The sequence below is a fragment of the Microbacterium aurum genome, assembly GCF_016907815.1.
Taxonomy (GTDB): Bacteria; Actinomycetota; Actinomycetes; order Actinomycetales; family Microbacteriaceae; genus Microbacterium; species Microbacterium aurum.
In genome coordinates this window covers 445,074-463,954 of sequence record NZ_JAFBCQ010000001.1, presented here as the reverse complement: position 1 = coordinate 463,954, position 18,881 = coordinate 445,074, and the positions used below count along the sequence as shown (strand labels likewise).

18 protein-coding genes are annotated in these 18,881 nt (G+C 71.1%); 5 read left to right on the top strand and 13 right to left on the bottom strand.

What is annotated here, in order from left to right; all coding sequences use genetic code 11:
* Positions 1-105: 105 nt before the first annotated feature.
* The 4 genes from malQ to JOD60_RS02270 are packed head-to-tail and all read right to left on the bottom strand — an operon-like array spanning position 106 to position 6,770.
* Positions 106-2,241, bottom strand: coding sequence for a 4-alpha-glucanotransferase (gene malQ, locus JOD60_RS02285; protein ID WP_076692014.1), 2,136 nt, complete (start codon positions 2,239-2,241; stop codon positions 106-108).
* A 13-nt stretch (positions 2,242-2,254) separates the two neighbouring features.
* A complete protein-coding gene (locus JOD60_RS02280; RefSeq protein ID WP_157127807.1) occupies positions 2,255-3,685 on the bottom strand; it encodes a GAF domain-containing protein in 1,431 nt (476 codons plus the stop codon).
* Between the two features lie 43 nt (positions 3,686-3,728).
* The gene (locus tag JOD60_RS02275; RefSeq protein WP_076688250.1) at positions 3,729-5,171 is read right to left on the bottom strand and encodes a CCA tRNA nucleotidyltransferase; all 1,443 of its coding nucleotides are present in this window, start codon (positions 5,169-5,171) and stop codon (positions 3,729-3,731) included.
* A gap of 27 nt (positions 5,172-5,198) precedes the next feature.
* Positions 5,199-6,770 (bottom strand): DUF7059 domain-containing protein, encoded by a 1,572-nt coding sequence (locus JOD60_RS02270; protein ID WP_076688249.1) that lies wholly within the window; start codon positions 6,768-6,770, stop codon positions 5,199-5,201.
* A gap of 112 nt (positions 6,771-6,882) precedes the next feature.
* Between JOD60_RS02270 and JOD60_RS02265 the strand changes: the two genes are divergently transcribed.
* The 4 genes from JOD60_RS02265 to trxA all read left to right on the top strand — a co-directional run bounded on the left by JOD60_RS02265 (position 6,883) and on the right by trxA (position 12,246).
* On the top strand, positions 6,883-9,117 hold the full coding sequence (locus tag JOD60_RS02265) for a DUF6049 family protein (protein ID WP_198159098.1): 2,235 nt from the start codon (positions 6,883-6,885) through the stop codon (positions 9,115-9,117).
* Positions 9,110-10,717, top strand: a complete 1,608-nt coding sequence (gene murJ / locus JOD60_RS02260) for a murein biosynthesis integral membrane protein MurJ (RefSeq protein ID WP_076692012.1) — start codon at positions 9,110-9,112, stop codon at positions 10,715-10,717. The genes JOD60_RS02265 and murJ overlap by 8 nt, the downstream gene beginning before the upstream one ends.
* Positions 10,718-10,825: 108 nt before the next feature.
* On the top strand, positions 10,826-11,806 hold the full coding sequence (trxB, locus tag JOD60_RS02255; RefSeq protein WP_076688248.1) for a thioredoxin-disulfide reductase: 981 nt from the start codon (positions 10,826-10,828) through the stop codon (positions 11,804-11,806).
* Positions 11,807-11,922: 116 nt separating this feature from the next.
* Positions 11,923-12,246 carry a thioredoxin gene (gene trxA, locus JOD60_RS02250; protein ID WP_076688247.1) on the top strand — a complete coding sequence of 108 codons (324 nt, stop codon included), beginning with the start codon at positions 11,923-11,925 and terminating at the stop codon, positions 12,244-12,246.
* 18 nt (positions 12,247-12,264) lie between these two features.
* On the opposite strand, the gene JOD60_RS02245 is transcribed toward trxA, so the two are convergent.
* From JOD60_RS02245 to JOD60_RS02235, 3 genes are read right to left on the bottom strand one after another with little or no spacing between them, the layout of a single operon-like run.
* A complete protein-coding gene (locus JOD60_RS02245) occupies positions 12,265-12,606 on the bottom strand; it encodes a tryptophan synthase subunit alpha (RefSeq protein WP_076688246.1) in 342 nt (113 codons plus the stop codon).
* Positions 12,607-12,666: 60 nt separating this feature from the next.
* The gene (locus tag JOD60_RS02240; protein ID WP_076688245.1) at positions 12,667-13,671 is read right to left on the bottom strand and encodes a ParB/RepB/Spo0J family partition protein; all 1,005 of its coding nucleotides are present in this window, start codon (positions 13,669-13,671) and stop codon (positions 12,667-12,669) included.
* Positions 13,671-14,606, bottom strand: coding sequence for a ParA family protein (locus tag JOD60_RS02235; protein WP_076692011.1), 936 nt, complete (start codon positions 14,604-14,606; stop codon positions 13,671-13,673). The genes JOD60_RS02240 and JOD60_RS02235 overlap by 1 nt, the downstream gene beginning before the upstream one ends.
* Before the next feature lie 567 nt (positions 14,607-15,173).
* Here JOD60_RS02235 and JOD60_RS02230 point away from each other — a divergent pair.
* Complete coding sequence (locus JOD60_RS02230) at positions 15,174-15,467, top strand: GIY-YIG nuclease family protein (protein WP_076688244.1); 294 nt, start codon at positions 15,174-15,176, stop codon at positions 15,465-15,467.
* A gap of 99 nt (positions 15,468-15,566) precedes the next feature.
* Here JOD60_RS02230 and rsmG read toward each other — a convergent pair whose 3' ends face one another.
* Genes rsmG through rpmH form a run of 6 tightly spaced genes read right to left on the bottom strand, consistent with a single transcriptional unit; the run spans position 15,567 to position 18,768 of the window.
* Complete coding sequence (rsmG, locus tag JOD60_RS02225) at positions 15,567-16,220, bottom strand: 16S rRNA (guanine(527)-N(7))-methyltransferase RsmG (protein WP_076688243.1); 654 nt, start codon at positions 16,218-16,220, stop codon at positions 15,567-15,569.
* Between the two features lie 6 nt (positions 16,221-16,226).
* A complete protein-coding gene (locus JOD60_RS02220; protein WP_076688242.1) occupies positions 16,227-16,748 on the bottom strand; it encodes a Jag family protein in 522 nt (173 codons plus the stop codon).
* Positions 16,749-16,774: 26 nt separating this feature from the next.
* Entirely contained in the window at positions 16,775-17,881 is a 1,107-nt protein-coding gene (gene yidC / locus JOD60_RS02215; RefSeq protein WP_084201850.1) for a membrane protein insertase YidC, read from the bottom strand.
* 3 nt (positions 17,882-17,884) lie between these two features.
* The gene (yidD, locus tag JOD60_RS02210; RefSeq protein ID WP_232321666.1) at positions 17,885-18,286 is read right to left on the bottom strand and encodes a membrane protein insertion efficiency factor YidD; all 402 of its coding nucleotides are present in this window, start codon (positions 18,284-18,286) and stop codon (positions 17,885-17,887) included.
* Entirely contained in the window at positions 18,283-18,621 is a 339-nt protein-coding gene (rnpA, locus tag JOD60_RS02205) for a ribonuclease P protein component (protein WP_076688240.1), read from the bottom strand. The genes yidD and rnpA overlap by 4 nt, the downstream gene beginning before the upstream one ends.
* Before the next feature lie 9 nt (positions 18,622-18,630).
* The gene (gene rpmH / locus JOD60_RS02200; protein WP_005054680.1) at positions 18,631-18,768 is read right to left on the bottom strand and encodes a 50S ribosomal protein L34; all 138 of its coding nucleotides are present in this window, start codon (positions 18,766-18,768) and stop codon (positions 18,631-18,633) included.
* Positions 18,769-18,881 lie beyond the last annotated feature (113 nt).

The window sequence follows — 18,881 nt, the reverse complement described above, 5'->3', positions numbered from 1 at the left end:
CTCGCGGCATCCGTTGCCGCGTTCGGATGCCGCCGAAGCTACGCCCCGCGACGTTGCATTCCGTTGCAGGGCGCCAAGACCGGGTCCCCGGCCGGGCCGGGACGGTTACAGGTGGCTGTCGACGGCGGCGGTGAGCGCGGTGAACCGCGGATTCGCGGCCAGGTCGTCGAGCAGCACGGCGCGACCGTCGGGTCCGGCCAGCGGGATCTGCCAGTTCGGGTACTCGCGGTCGGTCCCGGGCTGGTTCTGCGCCCGGCGCTCCCCGACGGCATCCACGAGCGCGACCCCGATGAGTTGAGCGGGGGATGCCGTGATCAGCACATTCAGCGCCTCGATGATCTCCTGCTCACCAGCGTCCTCCGACAGCAGGCCCCGGTCGCGCAGCAGCGCCAGCATGGCGGCGCGCTCGGCATCCGCCTCGGCCAGCTCCTGCTCGACGGGCCGGGTCAGCAGCCCGAGCCGCGCGCGCAGCGCGACGTGCTCGTCGGCGAGATAGCCCGCCGTCGGCGGCAGGTCGTGGGTGTTGACGGTCGCGAGCAGCGACGCCCGGTAGTGCTCCGGCGGACGGAAGCCCTCACCCTCGCGCTCGAACCACAGCACGCTCGTGCCGAGGATGCCGCGTGCCGACAGGTAGTCGCGCACCCACGGCTCGACGTTGCCGAGGTCCTCCCCGATGAGCACGGCCCCGGCGCGGTGCGCCTCGAGCATGAGCACGCCGATCATCGCCTCGTGGTCGTAGCGCACGTACGTGCCGGCGGCGGGGCTGAGTCCTGCCGGGATCCACCACAGCCGGAACAGCCCGATCACGTGGTCGATCCGCAGCGCGCCGGCGTGTCGGAGGAGCGTCCGGATCATGTCGCGCAGCGGCGCGTAGCCCGCCTCGGCGAGCGCACCGGGCAGCCACGGCGGCTGGTTCCACGTCTGCCCCTGCTGGTTGTACATGTCCGGCGGCGCGCCGACGGCCATGCCGGGCGCGTACATGCGTCGCAGCGACCAGGCGTCGGAGCCCCTCTGGTGCACACCGACGGCGAGGTCGTGCATGATGCCGATCGCCATGCCAGAGGCCTTCGCCGCCGCCTGCGCGTCTTCGACCTGCTGGTCGGCGATCCACTGCAGCCACACGTGGAACCGGACCCGCGGCGCCAGCCGCTCGCGCAGGTCGGCGACGAGCGGCGAGTCGATGTCCCACGCCTCGTCGGGGCGCGGAGCGCCGGCGTAGTACTCCTCGAGGGCGCACCACAGTGCGAAATCCTGCAGCGGCTGGCCCTCGCGCGCGGTGAACGCGTCGAGCTCGGCGGCACGGCCGGGTGAGAGCGGCACGGCGAAGATCGTCTCCAGCGCGCGGCGCTTCGCGGCCCAGACGGCGTCGCGGTCGATGTGCGCGGCATCGGTGTCGGTCGCGGCGACCGGACCGCGCGCGGCATCGACGGCGGCGCGCCCGGCGGCATCCAGGTACGACGCCTCACGGATGTCATCGGGGCGCACGTACAGCGGCGCGAGGAACCGGCGTGTAGCGGGCAGGTAGGGCGAGGGCTCGATGGGAGGGGTGACCTCGGCGGCGTGGATCGGGTTGATCAGCAGGAAGTCCGCCCCCCGGGAGCCGGCGATCGCGGCGAGGTCGGCGAGGTCGGCGAAGTCGCCCATGCCCCACGAGGCCCGCGAGCGCACCGAGTACAGCTGCGCCATGAGTCCCCAGCCGCGGCTGCGGCCGGGCCGGGTCGGCGGTGCCGGCATCCGCTCGGGGGTGATCACGAGGGGCGCGGATGCCGCGCGACCGGGATCGCCTCCGCCGATCGGCCGCTCGTACGCGTGCACGGAGTGCCAGCCGAGCGGGAGGTCGGACGGGATCGGCACCTCGACCCGCCAGCGTCGCTGCCCGTCGACGTCGCGCGCCGTCGGCTGCTGATCGGGCACGGGGAGGGCGCGGGTCGTGCCGTCCTCGAGGACCGCCGTGACCACCACGTCGTATCCGTCCGCGACGTGCACGGGCAGGGCGCGCGCGCCGGGCCGCGACACGAACGACGGCGGCAGCAGGTCGCGCCACGGCCGGTCGTCGGCGTCGCGCAGGGCCGCGGTGACCGCGGCATCCGTCGTCGCATCGACGCCCATCGCGTGCAGGATCGCGCGGAGCGTGGATGCCGGGACACTCACCCGATCCCCGAAGAACGACCAGTATTCGGTCGCGATGCCGTGCGACTCGGCGAGGCGGACGAGGTCCGGCGTGGGCAGGTCGTCGGTCATCAGGATCCCTCCGTCACGGCCCATCCTGCCAGGGTGCCCGCCTCGAGACGGCACATTCGCGGCGAGACGGCGCGCGACGGGTGCCGTCTCGTCGCAGATGCGCCGTCTCGTCGCGGGCGCACCAGCCGGCGAGGCGCTCCAGGCGGGTGACGAGCCCGGCGCGCCGCGGCGAGCGGGCCGGGAGCATCTCGAGGGCGAGGCGCAGGACATCCGCGTCGTCCGCGCCGTCGTCGGTGTCGGCGTACGCCAGCAGCACGTCGACCGAGGCCTCGGCCAGCAGGGCTTCGCGCAGCGCGATCCGCACCGAGTCGCGGAACTCCTCCACCCCCGGCGCCGTCGAGTCCGGGAGCACGCGGCCGCGGTACGCGGCGAGCGCGACGCGGTGGGCGCCCCGGCCCAGCAGCGAGAGCACCTGGTGCGCGTCGGTGTCGAGCTCGGCGGGCAGCCGGTAGGGCCGCGACGCCGGCACCAGCTGCGGCGCGCGGCGCTCCAGAGCCTTCCGCAGCCGCACCATCTCGGGCCGGAGCGTCCCCTCGCCGGCATCCGGCCCGTAGACGAGCTCGGAGAGACGCTCGGCCGACAGGCCCTGCCGGTGCACCGCCAGCATGAGGAGGATCTCGGCGTGCCGGCCCGACAGCTCGGCGACCGCCTCGCCGCCGGGGCCCGACACCTCGAGTAGTCCGCGGTCGCGGCCGAGCACCCGCAGCGTCGCCGACGCGTTCGCGGGGACGGATGCCGCGGCGCGCGCCCGCGACCGCACCGGCGCCGCGGCCCGGGCCCGCAGCCGCGCGACGAGCAGCTCGCCCTCCACCGCCCGGGCCGTGGCGTCGACCAGCAGCTGCGCCTGCGGCGTCGCCGCCTCGGCACCGCCGGTCACGTCGATGACGCCCAGCACCCGGCGCGTCTCAGGATCGTGGACCGGCGCCGCCGTGCACGACCAGGGCGCGACGAGCCGGTTGAAGTGCTCCGCGCCGTGGATCTGCACCGAGCGATCGAGCGTCAGCGCCGTCCCGGGGGCGGAGGTTCCCACCGCCTGCTCCGACCAGTTCGCGCCCGCGACGAAGCCCATGTCGCTGGTGAGCCGGCGGATGCCGCGGTCGCCCTCGACCCACAGCAGGCGCCCGGCGGCGTCGCCGACCGCGACGACAACCCCGGCATCCGACTCGGGGAGCAGCAGCGCGCGGATCATGTCCATCGCGCCGGCCAGCGGGTGGGCGCTGCGGTAGGCCTCCAGCTCCGCGTCGGTGAGTTCCAGCGGCGGCAGCGCCTCGGCGCCCACGAGGCTCGCGAGCGACCGGCGCCACGAATCCTGCACGAGGGGGCGGATGTGCTGCAGCCGGGGATCATCGGCGTTGCCGCCGACGAGCTCTTCGTGCGCGCGCTCGATCAGCAGGCGTGAGGTCTCCGCAGAGACCTCACGGTGCGCGGACCACGACGACGGCACGGCGACTCCGTTCGACGATGACGGGAGTGCACTCAGTCTAGGTTCAGCCGCGGGCGCTCCACCAGGCACGCAGACGCTGCTCGGCGGCATCCGGTCCGATGACGCCCTCGTCGAGGCGCAGATCCAGCAGGAACCGGTACGCCTCGCCGACCTCCCGGCCGGGCGCGATCCCGAGGATCTCCTGAATCCGGTTGCCGTCGATCTCCGGGCGGATGCTGTCGAGCTCCTCCTGCGCGGCCAGTTCGGCGATGCGCCGCTCGATGTCGTCGTACGCGCGCCGCAGCCGCGCCGCCTTCTTGGCGTTGCGGGTCGTGACGTCGGCGCGGGTGAGGATGTGCAGCCGCTCCAGCTGATCGCCGGCATCGCGCACGTACCGGCGCACCGCCGCGTCGGTCCACGCCCCCTCGGCGTACCCGAAAAACCGCAGGTGCTGCTCGATGAGCTGGGTGACGGCGGCGATCGTGTCGGAATCGAACCGCAGCGCCTGCAGGCGCTTGCGGGCCAGCCGCGCGCCCTTGACGTCGTGGTGGTGGAAGCTGACCCCGCCGCCGGGCTCGAGCTTGCGGGTCGCGGGCTTGCCGATGTCGTGCAGCAGCGCGGCCAGGCGCAGCGTCACATCGGGCGCGGCACCGGGGTGACGCTCGTGCTCCAGATCGATCGCCTGCTGCAGCACCGTCAGGGAGTGCTCGTACACGTCCTTGTGGTGATGGTGCTCGTCGACCTCGAGCCGCAGCGCCGGCACCTCGGGCAGGAACTCGGCCATGAGGCCGGTGTCGACGAGGATGCGGATGCCGGGCACCGGATCGTCGGTCGCGAGGAGCTTCACGAGTTCGGCCTGCACGCGCTCGGGGCTCACGATCCCGATCGTGGCGCGCAGCCGCGCGATCGCGTCGAGGGTGTCGGCGGCGACCGTGAAGCCGAGCTGGCTCGCGAAGCGGGCGGCCCGCAGCATCCGGAGCGGATCGTCGCCGAAGCTGACTTCGGGGTCCCCGGGGGTGCGCAGGACGCCGGCGACGAGGTCCTCCACGCCACCGGTGGGGTCCACGAGCGCGGGCACCGGAAGGCGCAGCGCCATCGCGCCGACCGTGAAGTCGCGCCGGGTGAGGTCGTCCTCGAGGCGGTCGCCGAACGCGACGGTCGGCTTGCGGGTGACGCCGTCGTAGCTGTCGGCCCGGTACGTCGTGATCTCGACCTGCTCGGAGGTGCCGGCGGGACCGGGGATCTTGGCCCCGATCGTGCCGAAGGCGCGGCCGATGTCCCACGTCGCGGTCGCGAGCGGCTTCACGATCCGCAGGATGTCGTCGGGCCGCGCGTTCGTCGTCAGGTCGAGGTCGTTGGTGGTCCGACCGAGCAGCGCGTCGCGCACCGGACCCCCGACGACGGCGAGCTCGAAACCAGCCTCGGCGAACGCCGCACCGAGGCGCGCCATGATGGGCGAGGTCGCGAGCGCGCCCAGGCGGTCCAGTCCCTCGGCCATGTTGAGCATGGCCTCCAGCCTACCGAGGCGATGTCGTCAGGCGAGGCGCAGGAACCCGGTGAACACGAGCTCCCGCACGCGCGGCAGCAGGTCGGCGCGGAGGGCCGCGGCATCCACCTCGAGCAGGTCCGCGATCGCGTCGATCAGCTGACCCGCGGTCAGTTCGCCGTCCGATGCGCCCACGAGCGCGGCGAGCGCCGGGTCGACCTCGAGCGTGCGGGCGAGGCCGCCCCCCTGACGCAGCTCGATGACGCTCGGCGCCTCGGCCCCCGGCAGGTGGTGCCGGGCTTCGGTGACATCGGTGGCGACCACCGGGCGGGTCGCGGCCAGTGCGTCGTCGTCGAGGGCGGCGAGCGCGTCGAAGGCCGCGAGGGCCTGCCCGAGGTGGGCGCCGAGTCCGTCACCGAGCGGCTGCGTGACCCGTTCGTAGCGCGCCAGGCGCGGGGCGCCGGATGCCGGGCGGCGCAGCAGCAGGTACCCGAATCCGATCCCGGTGACGCCGCGCGCGGCGAAGTCGGCGAGCCACGCACCGACGAGGTCGGCGTAGCCGGGTGTGCCCGGTGTCCCTCGTGTGCCCGGCGCGGTGCCGCCGTCGCGCACCCACAGTTCCGCGTAGGCGAGCGGGTCGAGCTGCTCGCGCTCGATGACCCACGCCTCCAGCGGCACCTCCGACGCCGCGACCCACTCCCGCACCCGGTCCAGGCCGTCGGCCCCGGCGCGGTACTCCCAGTTGCCGAGCAGCTGGGCGGTGCCGCCGGGAGCGAGGACGGCACCGACGCCCGACACGAACGCCGCGACGAGATCGTCGCCGGCGAACCCGGCGTCGCGGTACTCGTATTCCGGCACGCCCGCGACGCGCGGCGTGATGACGAACGGCGGGTTGGAGACGACGCGGTCGAACCTCTCGCCGGCGACGGGCTCGAACAGGCTCCCGTGCCGGGTCTGGATGCCGTCGACGCCGTTCAGCACGGCGTTCAGTCGGGTGAAGGCGAGCGCCCGCTCGGAGACGTCGGTCGCGACGACGGATGCCGCGGCGCGGCGCGCCCGCAGCGCCTGGATGCCGCACCCGGTGCCGACGTCCAGCACGCGCTCCACCGGTGTCGTCAGCTGCAGTCCCGCGAGGGTGAGGGACGCGCCGCCGACCCCCAGCACATGACCGGTGGGAAGAGGGCCGCCGAGGGCCGCCTCGTCGAGGTCACTCGCGATCCACCACTCGCCGGCACCGTCGGTGTCGCCGGTTCCCCCGGTTCCGCCGTAGTCCTGCGGGCGAAGGAGGGCCTGCGGCACCACCTCGTCGCCGTCGATGCGCGCGAGCGCCAGGCGCTCGAGGCCCGCGGCACCCACCCGCGGCAGCGCCGCATCGACGGCGTCGCGCGCGGTGCCGACCCCGAGGAAGAGCAGCCGCGCAAGCGTCGCCGCGGCGTCGGTGCGTCCGGCGAGTGCGGTCAGCGCCGGGCCGTGCAGACCGTGGCCCACCGCGGTGTCGGCCAGCGCCCCCCAGGCGTCCCGCACGGCGTCGGCGGTGTAGCCGGCGTCGCGGAGATCGGCACTCAGGTCGGCGATGAGCGCGGCGTCGGGGCCTCGGTCGAAGGCGAAATCGGCATCCACGGCATCCCATCTTCCTGCAGTCTTCGGCCATTCACCGGGCCCGCACAGGGCGCTCACCCTAGAATCGCACCTGATCGTGCGGTCAGGGATCGCACAGGAGCCGATTCCCGTCATGACCTTGATCTCGCCTGCCGCCGCGCCCCGTGGGTCGCGAGGCCCCCGTCGCCGCGCGGTGCGTCGACCGCTCCCGCGTCTGCGGGCGGGCCTCGCCGCGCTCGTCGCCGCGGCGGCGCTGGTGTTCGCGGCGGTGCCGGCGGCCGTCCCGGCGGCGGCCGTCGTCCCGGCGGCGACGGAGGCACCCTCCGACGCGCTGCAGATCGCCGTCGCGGCAGGCGGGAACGGCGTCGTCACGGCCGAGCCGCTGACGGTGACGGTGACCGTCACGAACTCCGCGGATTCGGCCGCCACGGCGGCGGACGTCGTCGTCGCGGTGTCCCGCACCGCGCTGACCACCGACGCGGCCGTGAAGAGCTGGCTCGCCGATCCGTCGAGTGAGGGTGCCCTGGGCGCCCCGGCGGCGGATGTCGAGATCGCGCGCGAGGCCGTCCCCGGCATCGCCGCGCACGCGAGCCGGACCCTGACCGTGACGGTGGACCCCGCCGCCGCCGGCCTGACCGAACTGGCTCCGGGCGTGTACCCGCTCGCCGCGACGTACGCCACCGGATCGGATCCCGCCGTCGCGGCCGGCGTCATCGTGGTGCCGGATGCCGCCGCGGACCCCTCCGGTCCGATCGGCGTCATCGTCCCCATCACCGCCCCCGCCCTGACGGCGGGATTGCTCACCGCCGAACAGCTCGCCGAGCTGACGGCACCCGGCGGTGCGCTGCGGGACCAGCTGGATGCGGTCACCGGGACCGCGGCGATCCTCGCGGTCGATCCCGCGATCCCCGCCGCCATCCGCGTGCTCGGCAGCTCGGCGCCCGCCACCGCACAGCAGTGGCTCGCCGACCTGCTCGCGCTGCCGAACTCGCGGTTCGCGCTGCAGTTCGGCGACGCCGACCTCGCCACCCAGATCGCGGCCGGCGTCGGCGCGCCGCTGACGGTGTCCACGCTCGCGCCGTACATGTCGGCGGACGATTTCGCCGCGCCGGCCACGCCCACCCCGGCCACACCGCCGGCGTCGACGCCCACCCCGGCGCCCGAGCCCGGGACCCTGCCGACGCTGGCCGCGCTGCTCGACATCGGCGAGGCCCGCTCCGCGGTGTACTGGCCGGCCACCGGCACTGCCGGCTCCGGCGTGGTCGCGGCGCTGCGCGATCGCGGCGTCGATGAGGTCGCCGCCGTCACCCTGGTCCCCTCCGACGAGGTCTCCGGCGCCGCGGGCGCCGGCAGCGCCACCGCGGCGTGGGCGCAGAGCGACGGCGCGGGCGTGCTGGTGTACGACGCGGAGATCTCCGCGGCCCTGCACGAGGCCTCGGCGGCGCCGGGGTCGGTGACGCAGGCGGCGGCACTGGCCGCGGCATCGGCCTATGCCCACCTCGCCACGTCCGGAACGGACCGCACCGCACCGCTCCTCGTCACCGTCGATCGCGCCGCGACGCGCACGGGCGAGGCCCTCCGCACCGCGCTGACGGCGGCATCCTCCCTCGCCGGGCGCACCGCGGTCGACCTCGACACGCTCGTGTCGGGCACCCCCGCCGCCGTCACGCTCGCGGCGGACGCCGAGCCCGACGCCGATCGCGTCGCCGCGCTGACCGACTTCCTGCAGGGCGAGGGCGACCTGGCCTCGTTCGCGACGATCCTCGCCGATCCCACCGTGCTGACGGCACCGGAGCGCGCCACCGTCCTGCAGCTGCTCGGCAACGCGTGGCGCGAGGCGCCGGTCGCGTTCGCCGACGCCGTGACGCAGCACCAGGCCGCGACGGCGACGACACTCGACGCCGTGGGCATCGTGCCGGTCAGCGACATCACGCTGCTCGCGACCGCCGCACCGCTGACGTTCACGGTGCGCAACGACCTGGCCTGGCCGGTGTCGCTCGTGCTCATCACGACGCCGGGCGACCCGCGACTGCGCGTGCAGAACTCGACGCCCATCGAGGCCGGCGCCGCGCAGAATACGCGCGTGAAGGTGCCGGTCGAGGCGCGGGTCGGCAGCGGCGAGTCCACGCTCACGCTGCAGCTGCGCAGTCCCACGATGATCGCGATCGGTCCGTCGGTGCCCGTCGCCGTCGCCGTCCGCGCTGAGTGGGAGTCGGTCGGGATCGTCGTCATGGTGACGCTCGTCGCGGCGATGCTCGTCGCCGGCGTCGTGCGCACCGTGCTGCGCCTCCGGCGTCGCGCCGCGGCAGAGCGGACGCAGGAGCCCGAGCGGACGCAGGATCCAGAGGGGACGGATGCCGATGGCTAGCCACGCCCGCGCGAGCGCCATCATCGGGGCGGGCACCCTCGTGTCCCGGCTCACCGGACTCGTCCGCTCGATGGTGCTGATCTCCGTCGTCGGCCTCACCACCAGCGAGGTGGCGGACGCGTTCGCGACCGCCAATGCGCTGCCGACGAACATCTACGAACTGGTCGCGGCCGGCGTCATCACCGGCATCATCGTGCCGCAGATCGTCGCCGCCACCCGACACCGTGACGGCGGCAGCGGCTACGTCTCCAAGCTCCTCACGCTCGGCACGGTGCTCATGGTCGCCGTGACCGTCATCGTCCTGGCGCTCGCGCCCGCCCTCATCTGGATCTACACGCCCGGGTACACCCCGCAACAGCGGGCGCTCACCCTCGCTCTCGCGTACTGGTGTTTGCCGCAGCTGCTGTTCTACGGGCTCTACGCGCTCGTCGGCGAGGTGCTGAACGCCCGTCGCGTGTTCGGGCCCTACAGCTGGGCGCCGACCGTCAACAACCTCGTGTCGATCGTCGGGTTCCTCGTGTTCCTCGCGATGTTCGGCGGCCCGCTGAAGGACGTCGATCAGTGGGACGCCGCGAAGATCGCCGTCCTCGGCGGCACGGCGACCCTGGGCATCGCGCTGCAGGCGTTCGTGCTCGCCTTCTTCTGGCGGCGGACGGGGCTCAGCGTCCGCGCCGACTTCGCGTGGCGCGGCATGGGCCTGCGTCATCTCGGCAAGCTGGGGTTCTGGACCTTCCTCACCGTCGTCGTCGGGCAGGGCGCCGGTCTCGTGCAGCAGAGGACCATCTCGTTCGCGACCGAGAGCGGCTTCGCGGTCTTCCTCACGGCGTGGCTCATCTTCATGCTCCCCCACTCGATCGTCGCGATGTCGATCTCGACGACCTACTTCACCCAGCTGGCCGAACAGGTCGCGGAGGGACGCACCGACCTCGTGCAGGGCAACCTCGACGAGTCCATCCGGGCGTTGAGCGTCTTCGCCTTCGGATTCACCGCGGCGCTGGCGGCGGCATCCGTCCCGGTGTCGGTGTTCTTCACGGGCGAGCGCGACGGCGCGTCGCTGCTCGCGCTCAACGTGTGCGCGTTCCTCGTCGCGCTCGTCCCGTTCGGCATCCTCGTGATCATCCGCCGCGCATTCTTCGCCTTCCACGACACACGCACCCCGTTCCAGTTCAGCGTGGTCCAGTGCGTGCTCGCGGCTGGCGGGGCGGGCCTGGCCCTCCTCGCCGCACAGGCGGAGGTCCTGCCGCTGGCGTTCCTGTCGGCATCCGTCGCCCTGGCGCAGTCGCTGTCGATGTTCGTGCAGCTGCCGGTCGCGCTGCGGCTGCTGCGCCGCCACACCGGCCCGATCAGCTTCGCGCCGACCTGGCGCGCGCTCGCCCGGTTCGCGGTCGCCGCCGTGCCGGCCTTCATCGCGGGGTTCGGGGTGTTCCTTCTCACCGGCGCCGCCTCGGGATGGTCCTCGGACGGCCGCATCGGCGGGTTCCTCGGCGCCGTGCTCGTCGGCGGGACATCCCTCGTCGTGTACGTCGGCGCGCTGGCGCTGCTGCGCGCTCCCGAGGTGAAGATCGCTACGGGCGCGGTGCGCCGCATCCTGCGTCGCTGACACCCCCCCGCGCCGCCCGGTCGCGGAATGCGCCGCGGTTACCATGGGTTGAATGCGCTGAGGCGTTGCTCGATCCACCGCGGCGCCCCGCAGACGAAGGGAACCCACGTGCGCAAGCTCATCATCATCGGCTCCGGCCCCGCCGGTTTCACGGCGGCGATCTACGCCGCGCGCGCGAACCTCGAGCCCCTGCTGATCGCCAGCTCCGTCGAAGCCGGCGGTGAGCTGATGAACACCACCGAGGTCGAGAACTTCCCCGGCTTCCCCGAGGGCATCATGGGTCCCGATCTCATGGCGAAGATGCAGGAGCAGGCCGAGAAGTTCGGCACCGAGGTGCTCTACGACGACGCGACCGCGCTCGACCTCACGGGCGACATCAAGAAGGTGACGCTCGGCAGCGGCGTGACGCACGAGGCGGAGGCCATCGTGTTCGCGACCGGCTCGGCGCCCCGCAAGCTCGGCGTCGCCGGCGAGCAGCGGCTCTCCGGACACGGGGTCTCGTACTGCGCGACGTGCGACGGCTTCTTCTTCCGCGAGCAGGAGATCGCCGTCGTCGGCGGCGGCGATTCGGCGATCGAGGAGGCGACGTTCCTCACGAAGTTCGCGTCGAAGGTCTACGTCATCCACCGTCGCGACGAGCTGCGCGCCTCGAAGATCATGCAGGACCGCGCCTTCGCGAACGAGAAGATCGAGTTCGTGTGGAACAGTGAGGTCGTCGACGTGCTCGGCGACGACGCCGTCAACGGCCTGCTGCTGCGCGACACCGTCGACGGATCGACCCGAGAACTGCCTGTGACCGGGGTTTTCGTCGCGATCGGCAACGACCCGCGCACGCACCTCGTCCACGGATCGCTCGACCTCACCGAGCACGGCACGGTCTGGGTCGACGGGCGCTCGTCGCGCACCTCGGTGCCCGGCGTCTTCGCCGCCGGCGACGTCATCGACCCGACGTACCGCCAGGCGGTCACCGCCGCCGGCAGCGGCACCGTCGCGGCCCTCGACGTCGAGCACTACCTCGCCGCGCGGGGCGATGCCGGCACTCCGGCGCAGGATGCCGCCGAGATCGACGGTCTGACCGACACAGCCTGACGAGGATCATCAGCCCCGCCCTGCCGCTCGCCGACCCGGACGGAACATTCCCGGCATCCGCCGTGTTGGATGGGGTAGGCCCGCGAATCGAGCGGGTCGCACACGAAGGAGAGAACATGACCGCCAAGGCCACGAGCGAGGGCACCTGGCAGCAGGATGTCATCGACGCCGAGGGACCCGTGCTGGTCGACTTCTGGGCCGCGTGGTGCGGTCCGTGCCGCATGGTCGGACCCATCCTCGATGAGATCCAGACCGAGAACGGCGACAAGATCACCGTCCTGAAGCTCAACGTCGACGAGAACCCCAACCTCGCGATGCAGTACCAGATCACCTCGATCCCCGCGATGAAGGTCTTCAACAAGGGTCAGGTCGAGAAGACGATCATCGGCGCGAAGCCGAAGTTCGCGCTCGAGCAGGACCTCGCCGCCTACCTCGCGTAAGCCGCGCGCCGCGTCGCGCTACGACGCTTCGATCCGCACCGTCGCATCCCAGCGGCGGTGCGGTTCGCTTCCCAGCAGTCGCCACACCGCCCGGGTGAGCGGCGGGTAGTCGAAGGCGATCTGCCGCAGCACGCGGTAGTTGCGCGCCTGCGTCGGACGGTTGCCGCCGTCGGCGGCGATGTTCTCCGCCCGGAGCGTCAAGACCACGAGCTCGTCGACGGAGGGGAGATCCTCCATGAAATCCCACGGGTCCTCGCCGTCACGCAGACGCTCCTCGATGAGCACCGACAGCTCGTCGCCGGCCTCGGCGCGCAGCAGCTCGAGGCTGGCGCGGCGCGGGAGCGAGGGGCGATCAGTCACCCATCCAGCCTACGTGCGTGACGGCGGATGCGGCTCCGGCGGCGCCGGGTCATTGACCGCTCAGCGCGCGCCGAACTCCGTCTCGCCGATCTCCGCGAGGATGCGGTTGAGATCTTGGATCGTCGCGAAATCGACGATGATCTGGCCTTTCTTTGCGGCCAATGTAATGCGGACTTTGGTGTTGAGACGGTCACCGAGCCGCTCTGCGACGTCGTCGAGGTGGGCGCGGCGGGCGCCCGCCTTCGGCGCCGCCGTCTTGGTGCCGGCAGCGGCGACGTTCTTCGCGGCCGCCTCCGCCGCACGCACCGAGAGGTCTTCGTTGACGATCTTGTCGGCGAGCCGCTGCATCGCCTCCGCGTCGTCGAGCGACAGCACGGCCCGGGCGTGGCCGGCGCTCAGCACACCGGCGGCCACGCGCTGCTGCACCGGAACGGGCAGCTTCAGCAGCCGGATCGTGTTGCTGATCTGGGGGCGCGAGCGACCGATGCGGGTCGCGAGCTCCTCCTGGGTGATGCCGAAGTCCTCCAGCAGTTGCTGGTAGGCGGAGGCCTCTTCCAGGGGGTTCAGCTGCGAGCGGTGCAGGTTCTCGAGCAGCGCGTCGCGCAGCAGGTTCTCGTCCGAAGTGTCGCGCACGATCGCGGGGATCGATGTCAGTCCCGCCTCGCGCGAGGCGCGGGTGCGGCGCTCGCCCATGATGAGCTCGTACTTGCCGTCCTCGTTGGTGCGCACGACGACGGGCTGCAGCACACCGAACTCGCGGACGCTGTGTACGAGCTCGGCCAGGTCGTCGGGGTCGAAGTTCGTCCGCGGCTGGCGCGGGTTCGGCACGATCTCGTTCGGGTCGACCTGGATGAGGCGAGTGCCCGGGATGGCGAGAAGCTGCTCCGTGCTCTCGTCGGTGGAGGAGACCGGACTGCTCGTCTCGTCGGCGGCGGATGCCGCGGCATCCTGCCCTGCCGACTGCGCGGCGCCCGGGAAGAACACGTCCACCGGTCGCGCTTCGGCACTCTCGGCCGTGGGGATGAGCGCGCCGATGCCTCGGCCCAGTCCAGTTCGCTTCGCCATCAGGATGTCCCCTCGTCGGATGTCTTCAGTCGCTCTCGCTGCACGAGCTCCACGGCCGCCTCGCGGTACGAGACCGCGCCGGCGGACTGACCGTCGTAGGCGATGACGGTCTGCCCGAAGCTCGGCGCCTCGGAGACGCGCACGGAGCGCGGGATGATCGTGCGCAGCACCTCGTCGGGGAAGTGCGTGCGGACCTCTTCGGCCACCTGCTGTGCGAGTCGGGTTCGACCGTCGTACATCGTGAGCAGGATCGTCGACAGGTGCAGTTTGGGATTGAGGTGCTTCTGGATCATCCGCACGCTGCCGAGCAGCTGGCTGAGCCCCTCGAGGGCGTAGTACTCGCACTGGATCGGGATCAGCAGCTCCCCCGCCGCGGTGAACGCGTTGATCGTCAGCAGGCCGAGCGACGGTGGGCAGTCGATGAGGACGAAGTCGAGCTGCACGTCGGGGCGGGCGAGATAGTCGTCGAGGGCGGTCCGCAGGCGATGCTCCCGGGCGACCTGGGAGACGAGTTCGATCTCGGCGCCGGCGAGGTGGATCGTGCTGGGGGCGCAGAGGAGGTTTGGCGACTCGGGGCTCGTCTGCACGATGTCGGCGAGCGGGAACTCGTCGATGAGCACGTCGTAGACGCTGGGAGTGTCGGCGGTGTGCGGAACACCGAGGGCCGTCGAGGCGTTCCCCTGAGGGTCGAGGTCGATGACCAGGACGCGTGCGCCCACCGAAGCCAGCGCCGCGGCGATGTTCACCGTCGTCGTGGTCTTGCCGACGCCGCCCTTCTGGTTCGAGACCGTCAGAATGCGGGTCTGCCCGCTGAACTCGATCTCCACGGCATCCAGCGCCTTGCGGCGCGATGTGAGGTTCGCGAGTTCGCGGGCGATTGGACTGTCGTCGATGGAGAAGGGTGCGGGAGAGGTCGCGTTCTCCGATTCCGGCACCATCAACTCCTGTCATTCCGGGACCTCTCTACTGTAGTCGAGCCCGCACCCCCCGCCGTTTCACGTGAAACGGGAACCTTCTGCAGGCAGGGCCTCCCCACCCCCGGTGATCGAGTAGCCGCGAGGAACGAGTGGCGTATCGAGATCAACCCGCCCCAATGTTTCACGTGAAACGGAAACACCCTCTCCGGCAGGCACCAACCCGCCGCTTCGGTGATCGAGTAGCCGCGAGGAACGAGCGGCGTATCGAGATCAACCCGCCCCGATGTTTCACGTGAAACGGAAACACCCTCTCCGGCAGGCACCAACCCGCCGCTTCGGTGATCGAGTAGCCGCGAGGAACGAGCGGCGTACCGAGATCAACCCACCCCGATGTTTCACGTGAAACGGAAACACCCTCTCCGGCAGGCACCAACCCGCCGCTTCGGTGATCGAGTAGCCGCGAGGAACGAGCGGCGTATCGAGATCACGCCCGAACAATCTCTCCCCAACGTGACTCAACCGCGAGTTCTCCCCAGTTCGCGCTACTCATCACCCACCGCCACCCCTCGGGCGGGATCATCGGGCATGCCATACATGTACATCCTCGAATGCAGCGACGGCAGCTACTACGTCGGGAGCTGCCGCAACCTCGATCAACGCCTCTGGCTCCACGATTTAGGTGAGGGCGCCGAATACACCAAACGACGCCGGCCACTGAAGCTCGTCTACTGCGAGGAGTTCTCGAATGTCGGCGACGCCTTCGCTCGCGAGAAGCAGGTGCAGGGCTGGGGTCGCGCGAAGAGAACGGCGCTGATCGACGGTCGGTACGGTGACCTTCCGGCGTTGAGCCGCAAGGCGTTCGGGGGCGACTGGGGTTAAGGGTCGTGGTGGTTTCGATACGCCGCTCGTTCCTCGCGGCTACGCAACCACCGGGGGCAGGCTCGTTCCTCGCGGCTACTCAACCACCAGGGGGAGAGGTTAGCGGCGGGTGGCGCGGAGGACGCGGGTGGGCTCTGCGATGACGCCCTCGCCGACGATCTCGACACGCACGTCGTTGAGCTTGTACGTGCGGATGGCCTTCTCCGCCGCCGCGATCTCGTTCTCGGCGTTGGCTCCCTTGAGGAGGATCAGCTCGCCGCCGGAGCGCAGCAACGGTGCGGTCAAGGGGATGAGCGTGCGCAACGCGCTCACGGCGCGGGCGGTGACGGCATCGAGCACCGGACCCTGCTTCCACTCTTCGCCCCGGCCGCGGATCACCTCGACATTGTCGAGACCCAACTCGCGCTGCTGCTCGTTCAGCCACGCCACGCGTCGTTCCATCGGTTCGATCAGGACCCACTCGACATCCGGACGAGCAATCGCGAGCACCAGGCCCGGAAGACCGGCACCCGACCCCACGTCGGCAACGCGACCACCGGTCGGGAACAGGGGAGCGGCGATCGCCGAGTTGAGGATGTGCCGGTTCCACAACCGAGGCGGTTCGAGTGGACCGATCAGGCCGCGCTCCTCGCCGTGCGCCGCCAGCGCGGCGGTGAAACGGCGCGCCAGATCCAACCGGTCACCGAACACAACGGCAGCGGATGCCGGCTCGGGCTCGACCTCGCCCGATGTTTCACGTGAAACGTCGCTCATGACGCGTCAGGAGCGACGGATGACCGTGTGACGATCCGCGCCCTCACCGTAGGACTCAGAAACCAGTCCGCGCGCGGCCACGATGTCGTGGACGAGCTTGCGCTCGTAGCTGGACATCGCCGGGAGGGATGCCTGCGAGGCACCCTCGTCCAGACGGGCGATCGCACGGTCGACGAGTTTCTCGAGCTGCTGCTGCCGAGCGTCACGAGAACCGCCGACATCGAGGATCAGACGGGAGAAGCGCCCGGTCTTCGTCTGCACCGCGATGCGGGTGAGCTCCTGCAGCGCCTGGACCGTGTCGGGGTTCGACAGCACGCGCAGCGCCTCGGCATCGTCGTTCTCGACGGAGACGTATGCCCGTCCGCTGCGCACATCGAGCGCCAGGTCACCGTCGATGTCGGCGATGTCCAGCAGCCCCTCGAGGTAGTCCGCGGCGATATCGCCTTCCTGCTCAAGCTGTGCGACGGTCGCGGTGACACGCTCGGCGCCGTCGTGCTCGGTCGACGCCTGCTCCGGGGTGATGCTCATGGGGTCCTCGCTGTGATCTCGTGCGCTCAGGCGTCCGACTGGGGCTTGTTCTTCTGCTGCTGCTTCTTCGCGCGCTGCTTGCTCACCGGCTGCTGCCGCTTGGGCGCCTCGGCCTTGGCCTTCTGCGCCTCCTCGAACAGACGCTGCTGCTCAGCCTGGTACTTCTCCAGCGGAACGATCTTGCCCTGCGCGTCGATCGCCTTGCCCTTGCGCGCCAGTCGCTCCTCGCGCGCCTTGGCGGCCTCGGAGCCGGGGGTGGGAAGGTTCCGGATGACGAGGAACTGCTGCACCATCGTCCAGATGTTGGAGGTGAACCAGTAGAGCACCACGCCCAGCGGGAAGAACACACCCGAGAAGATGAACGCGAGCGGGAGGACGTACAGCATGATGCGCTGCATCTGGTACGCCTGGCCGGTCCTGGCCTCGGGGGAGAGGTTCTTCGAGATGATCTGCAGCTGCGTGATGAACTGCGACGCGATCATGAGGATCACGAGGATCACCAGGATCACCACGGTCGCGGTCTGGTTGTCGTTGATCGCTTCGATCATGTTGACGTGCAGGGGAGCGACGCCGAACAGCTTGGCCTCGTAGAACTGCCACGTGAGGTCCTTGTTCAGCAGACCCACGCCGCCCAGGCCCCACTCGGCGTGCTTCTTCACATCGCTGAGCGTGTAGAACATACCGAGCAGAATCGGCATCTGCACGAGCAGCGGCAGACAGCTCGACACCGGCGTCGTGCCGTGCTTCTTGTACAGCGCCATGGTCTCGCGACTCATGGCCTCGCGCGAGAGCTGATCCTTCTTGCCGCGGTACTTCTCCTGAACTTTTCGCAGTTCAGGAGCAATTTCCATCATCTTGCGCTGACTCTTGATCTGGCGCACGAACAGCGGGATCAGTGCGGAGCGCACCACGATCACGAGGCCGATGATGGACAGCACCCACGTCAGGCCGGCATCCGCCTCGAGCCCGAGGGACGTGAACAGCCAGTGCCAGAACACCAGGATCGCCTCGACGATCCACTTGAACGGCCACATGATGATCTGGAAGAAGTCCAGTTGCGTCCCCGGATAGGGGGTGGTCGGCGTCGGGACGACCGGGCTCGGTGTCGCGGCGGCGAACAGAAGATCCAGCACGGATCAGTCCTTTCTCGTCGACACGGATGCCGCGGTGCCGCCGTGCGATGAACCATCGCGCGGCGGGACGACGAACCCGTGTCGGGTCAACTCGTGTCGGAAGTTCTTGTGTGCGGGCACGTCGTCGATGCCGCCGCGCGCCCAGGGATGGCACCGCGCGAGGCGCGCCGCCGTCAGCGCCGAGCCCTTGAGGAGCCCGTGCTGCTGCACCGCACCGACCGCATACGCGGAGCAGGAGGGGTAGTACTTGCAGACGTCGCCGTAGAGATGGGAGACCGTCGCGCGATAGCTGTGCAGCAGGGCCAGTCCCGCGTTGCGCGGGATCAGGGGGAGGGCACGCAGGGCGGTGGATGCCGAGAGGCTGCCCGCTCCGAGTGCGTACGAGGGCAGAGTGGTGGCGGTCACGCCGCGGCCCGCCGAGCCAGGCACCGCGTCACCTCGGCGCGCAGCTGCGCGAAGTCGGCGGATGCGGCCGTGGGCAGCGCGCGGATCACGACATCCGCACCGCTGCGGACCTGCGGCAGCGCCTCGGCGCACACGGCCTTGAGCCGGCGGCGGACGGTGTTGCGGGTCACAGCGGTTCCCACCTGCTTGCTCACAATGAATCCGAACCGCGGTGGACGGTCTTCGGATGTGGCGACCACGTAGGTCACCGTGTGCACAGCGGCGCACCGGCTACCCCCACGGACGACGGCCTTGTATTCCGCCCCGCGGGTGATGCGATGATCCCGCGCCAGCACCGTGTCAGGTCAGGCGGACAGCTCGGTACGACCCTTGGCGCGGCGCGCCGACAGGATCGAGCGGCCGGCACGCGTGCGCATGCGGGCGCGGAAGCCGTGCTTCTTGGCGCGGCGGCGGTTGTTGGGCTGGAACGTGCGCTTGCTCATGAGGATCACTCCGGATCGGCGGTCACCGGAACGCTCTAGACCGGGGACACGGGTACAGGGGACTGCCCGCGAGGGCATAAGTCAACCGACTAAGGCTACGTCGCGAACCACAA

Coding starts and splice junctions, on each gene's coding strand:
- JOD60_RS02265 (WP_198159098.1), top strand. CDS start 6,883: ATGACCTTGATCTCGCCTGCCGCCGCGCCCCGTGGGTCGCGAGGCCCC.
- JOD60_RS02240 (WP_076688245.1), bottom strand. CDS start 13,671: ATGGCGAAGCGAACTGGACTGGGCCGAGGCATCGGCGCGCTCATCCCC.
- rpmH (WP_005054680.1), bottom strand. CDS start 18,768: ATGAGCAAGCGCACGTTCCAGCCCAACAACCGCCGCCGCGCCAAGAAG.
- murJ (WP_076692012.1), top strand. CDS start 9,110: ATGGCTAGCCACGCCCGCGCGAGCGCCATCATCGGGGCGGGCACCCTC.
- rsmG (WP_076688243.1), bottom strand. CDS start 16,220: ATGAGCGACGTTTCACGTGAAACATCGGGCGAGGTCGAGCCCGAGCCG.
- JOD60_RS02275 (WP_076688250.1), bottom strand. CDS start 5,171: ATGCTCAACATGGCCGAGGGACTGGACCGCCTGGGCGCGCTCGCGACC.
- JOD60_RS02220 (WP_076688242.1), bottom strand. CDS start 16,748: ATGAGCATCACCCCGGAGCAGGCGTCGACCGAGCACGACGGCGCCGAG.
- malQ (WP_076692014.1), bottom strand. CDS start 2,241: ATGACCGACGACCTGCCCACGCCGGACCTCGTCCGCCTCGCCGAGTCG.
- JOD60_RS02230 (WP_076688244.1), top strand. CDS start 15,174: ATGCCATACATGTACATCCTCGAATGCAGCGACGGCAGCTACTACGTC.
- trxA (WP_076688247.1), top strand. CDS start 11,923: ATGACCGCCAAGGCCACGAGCGAGGGCACCTGGCAGCAGGATGTCATC.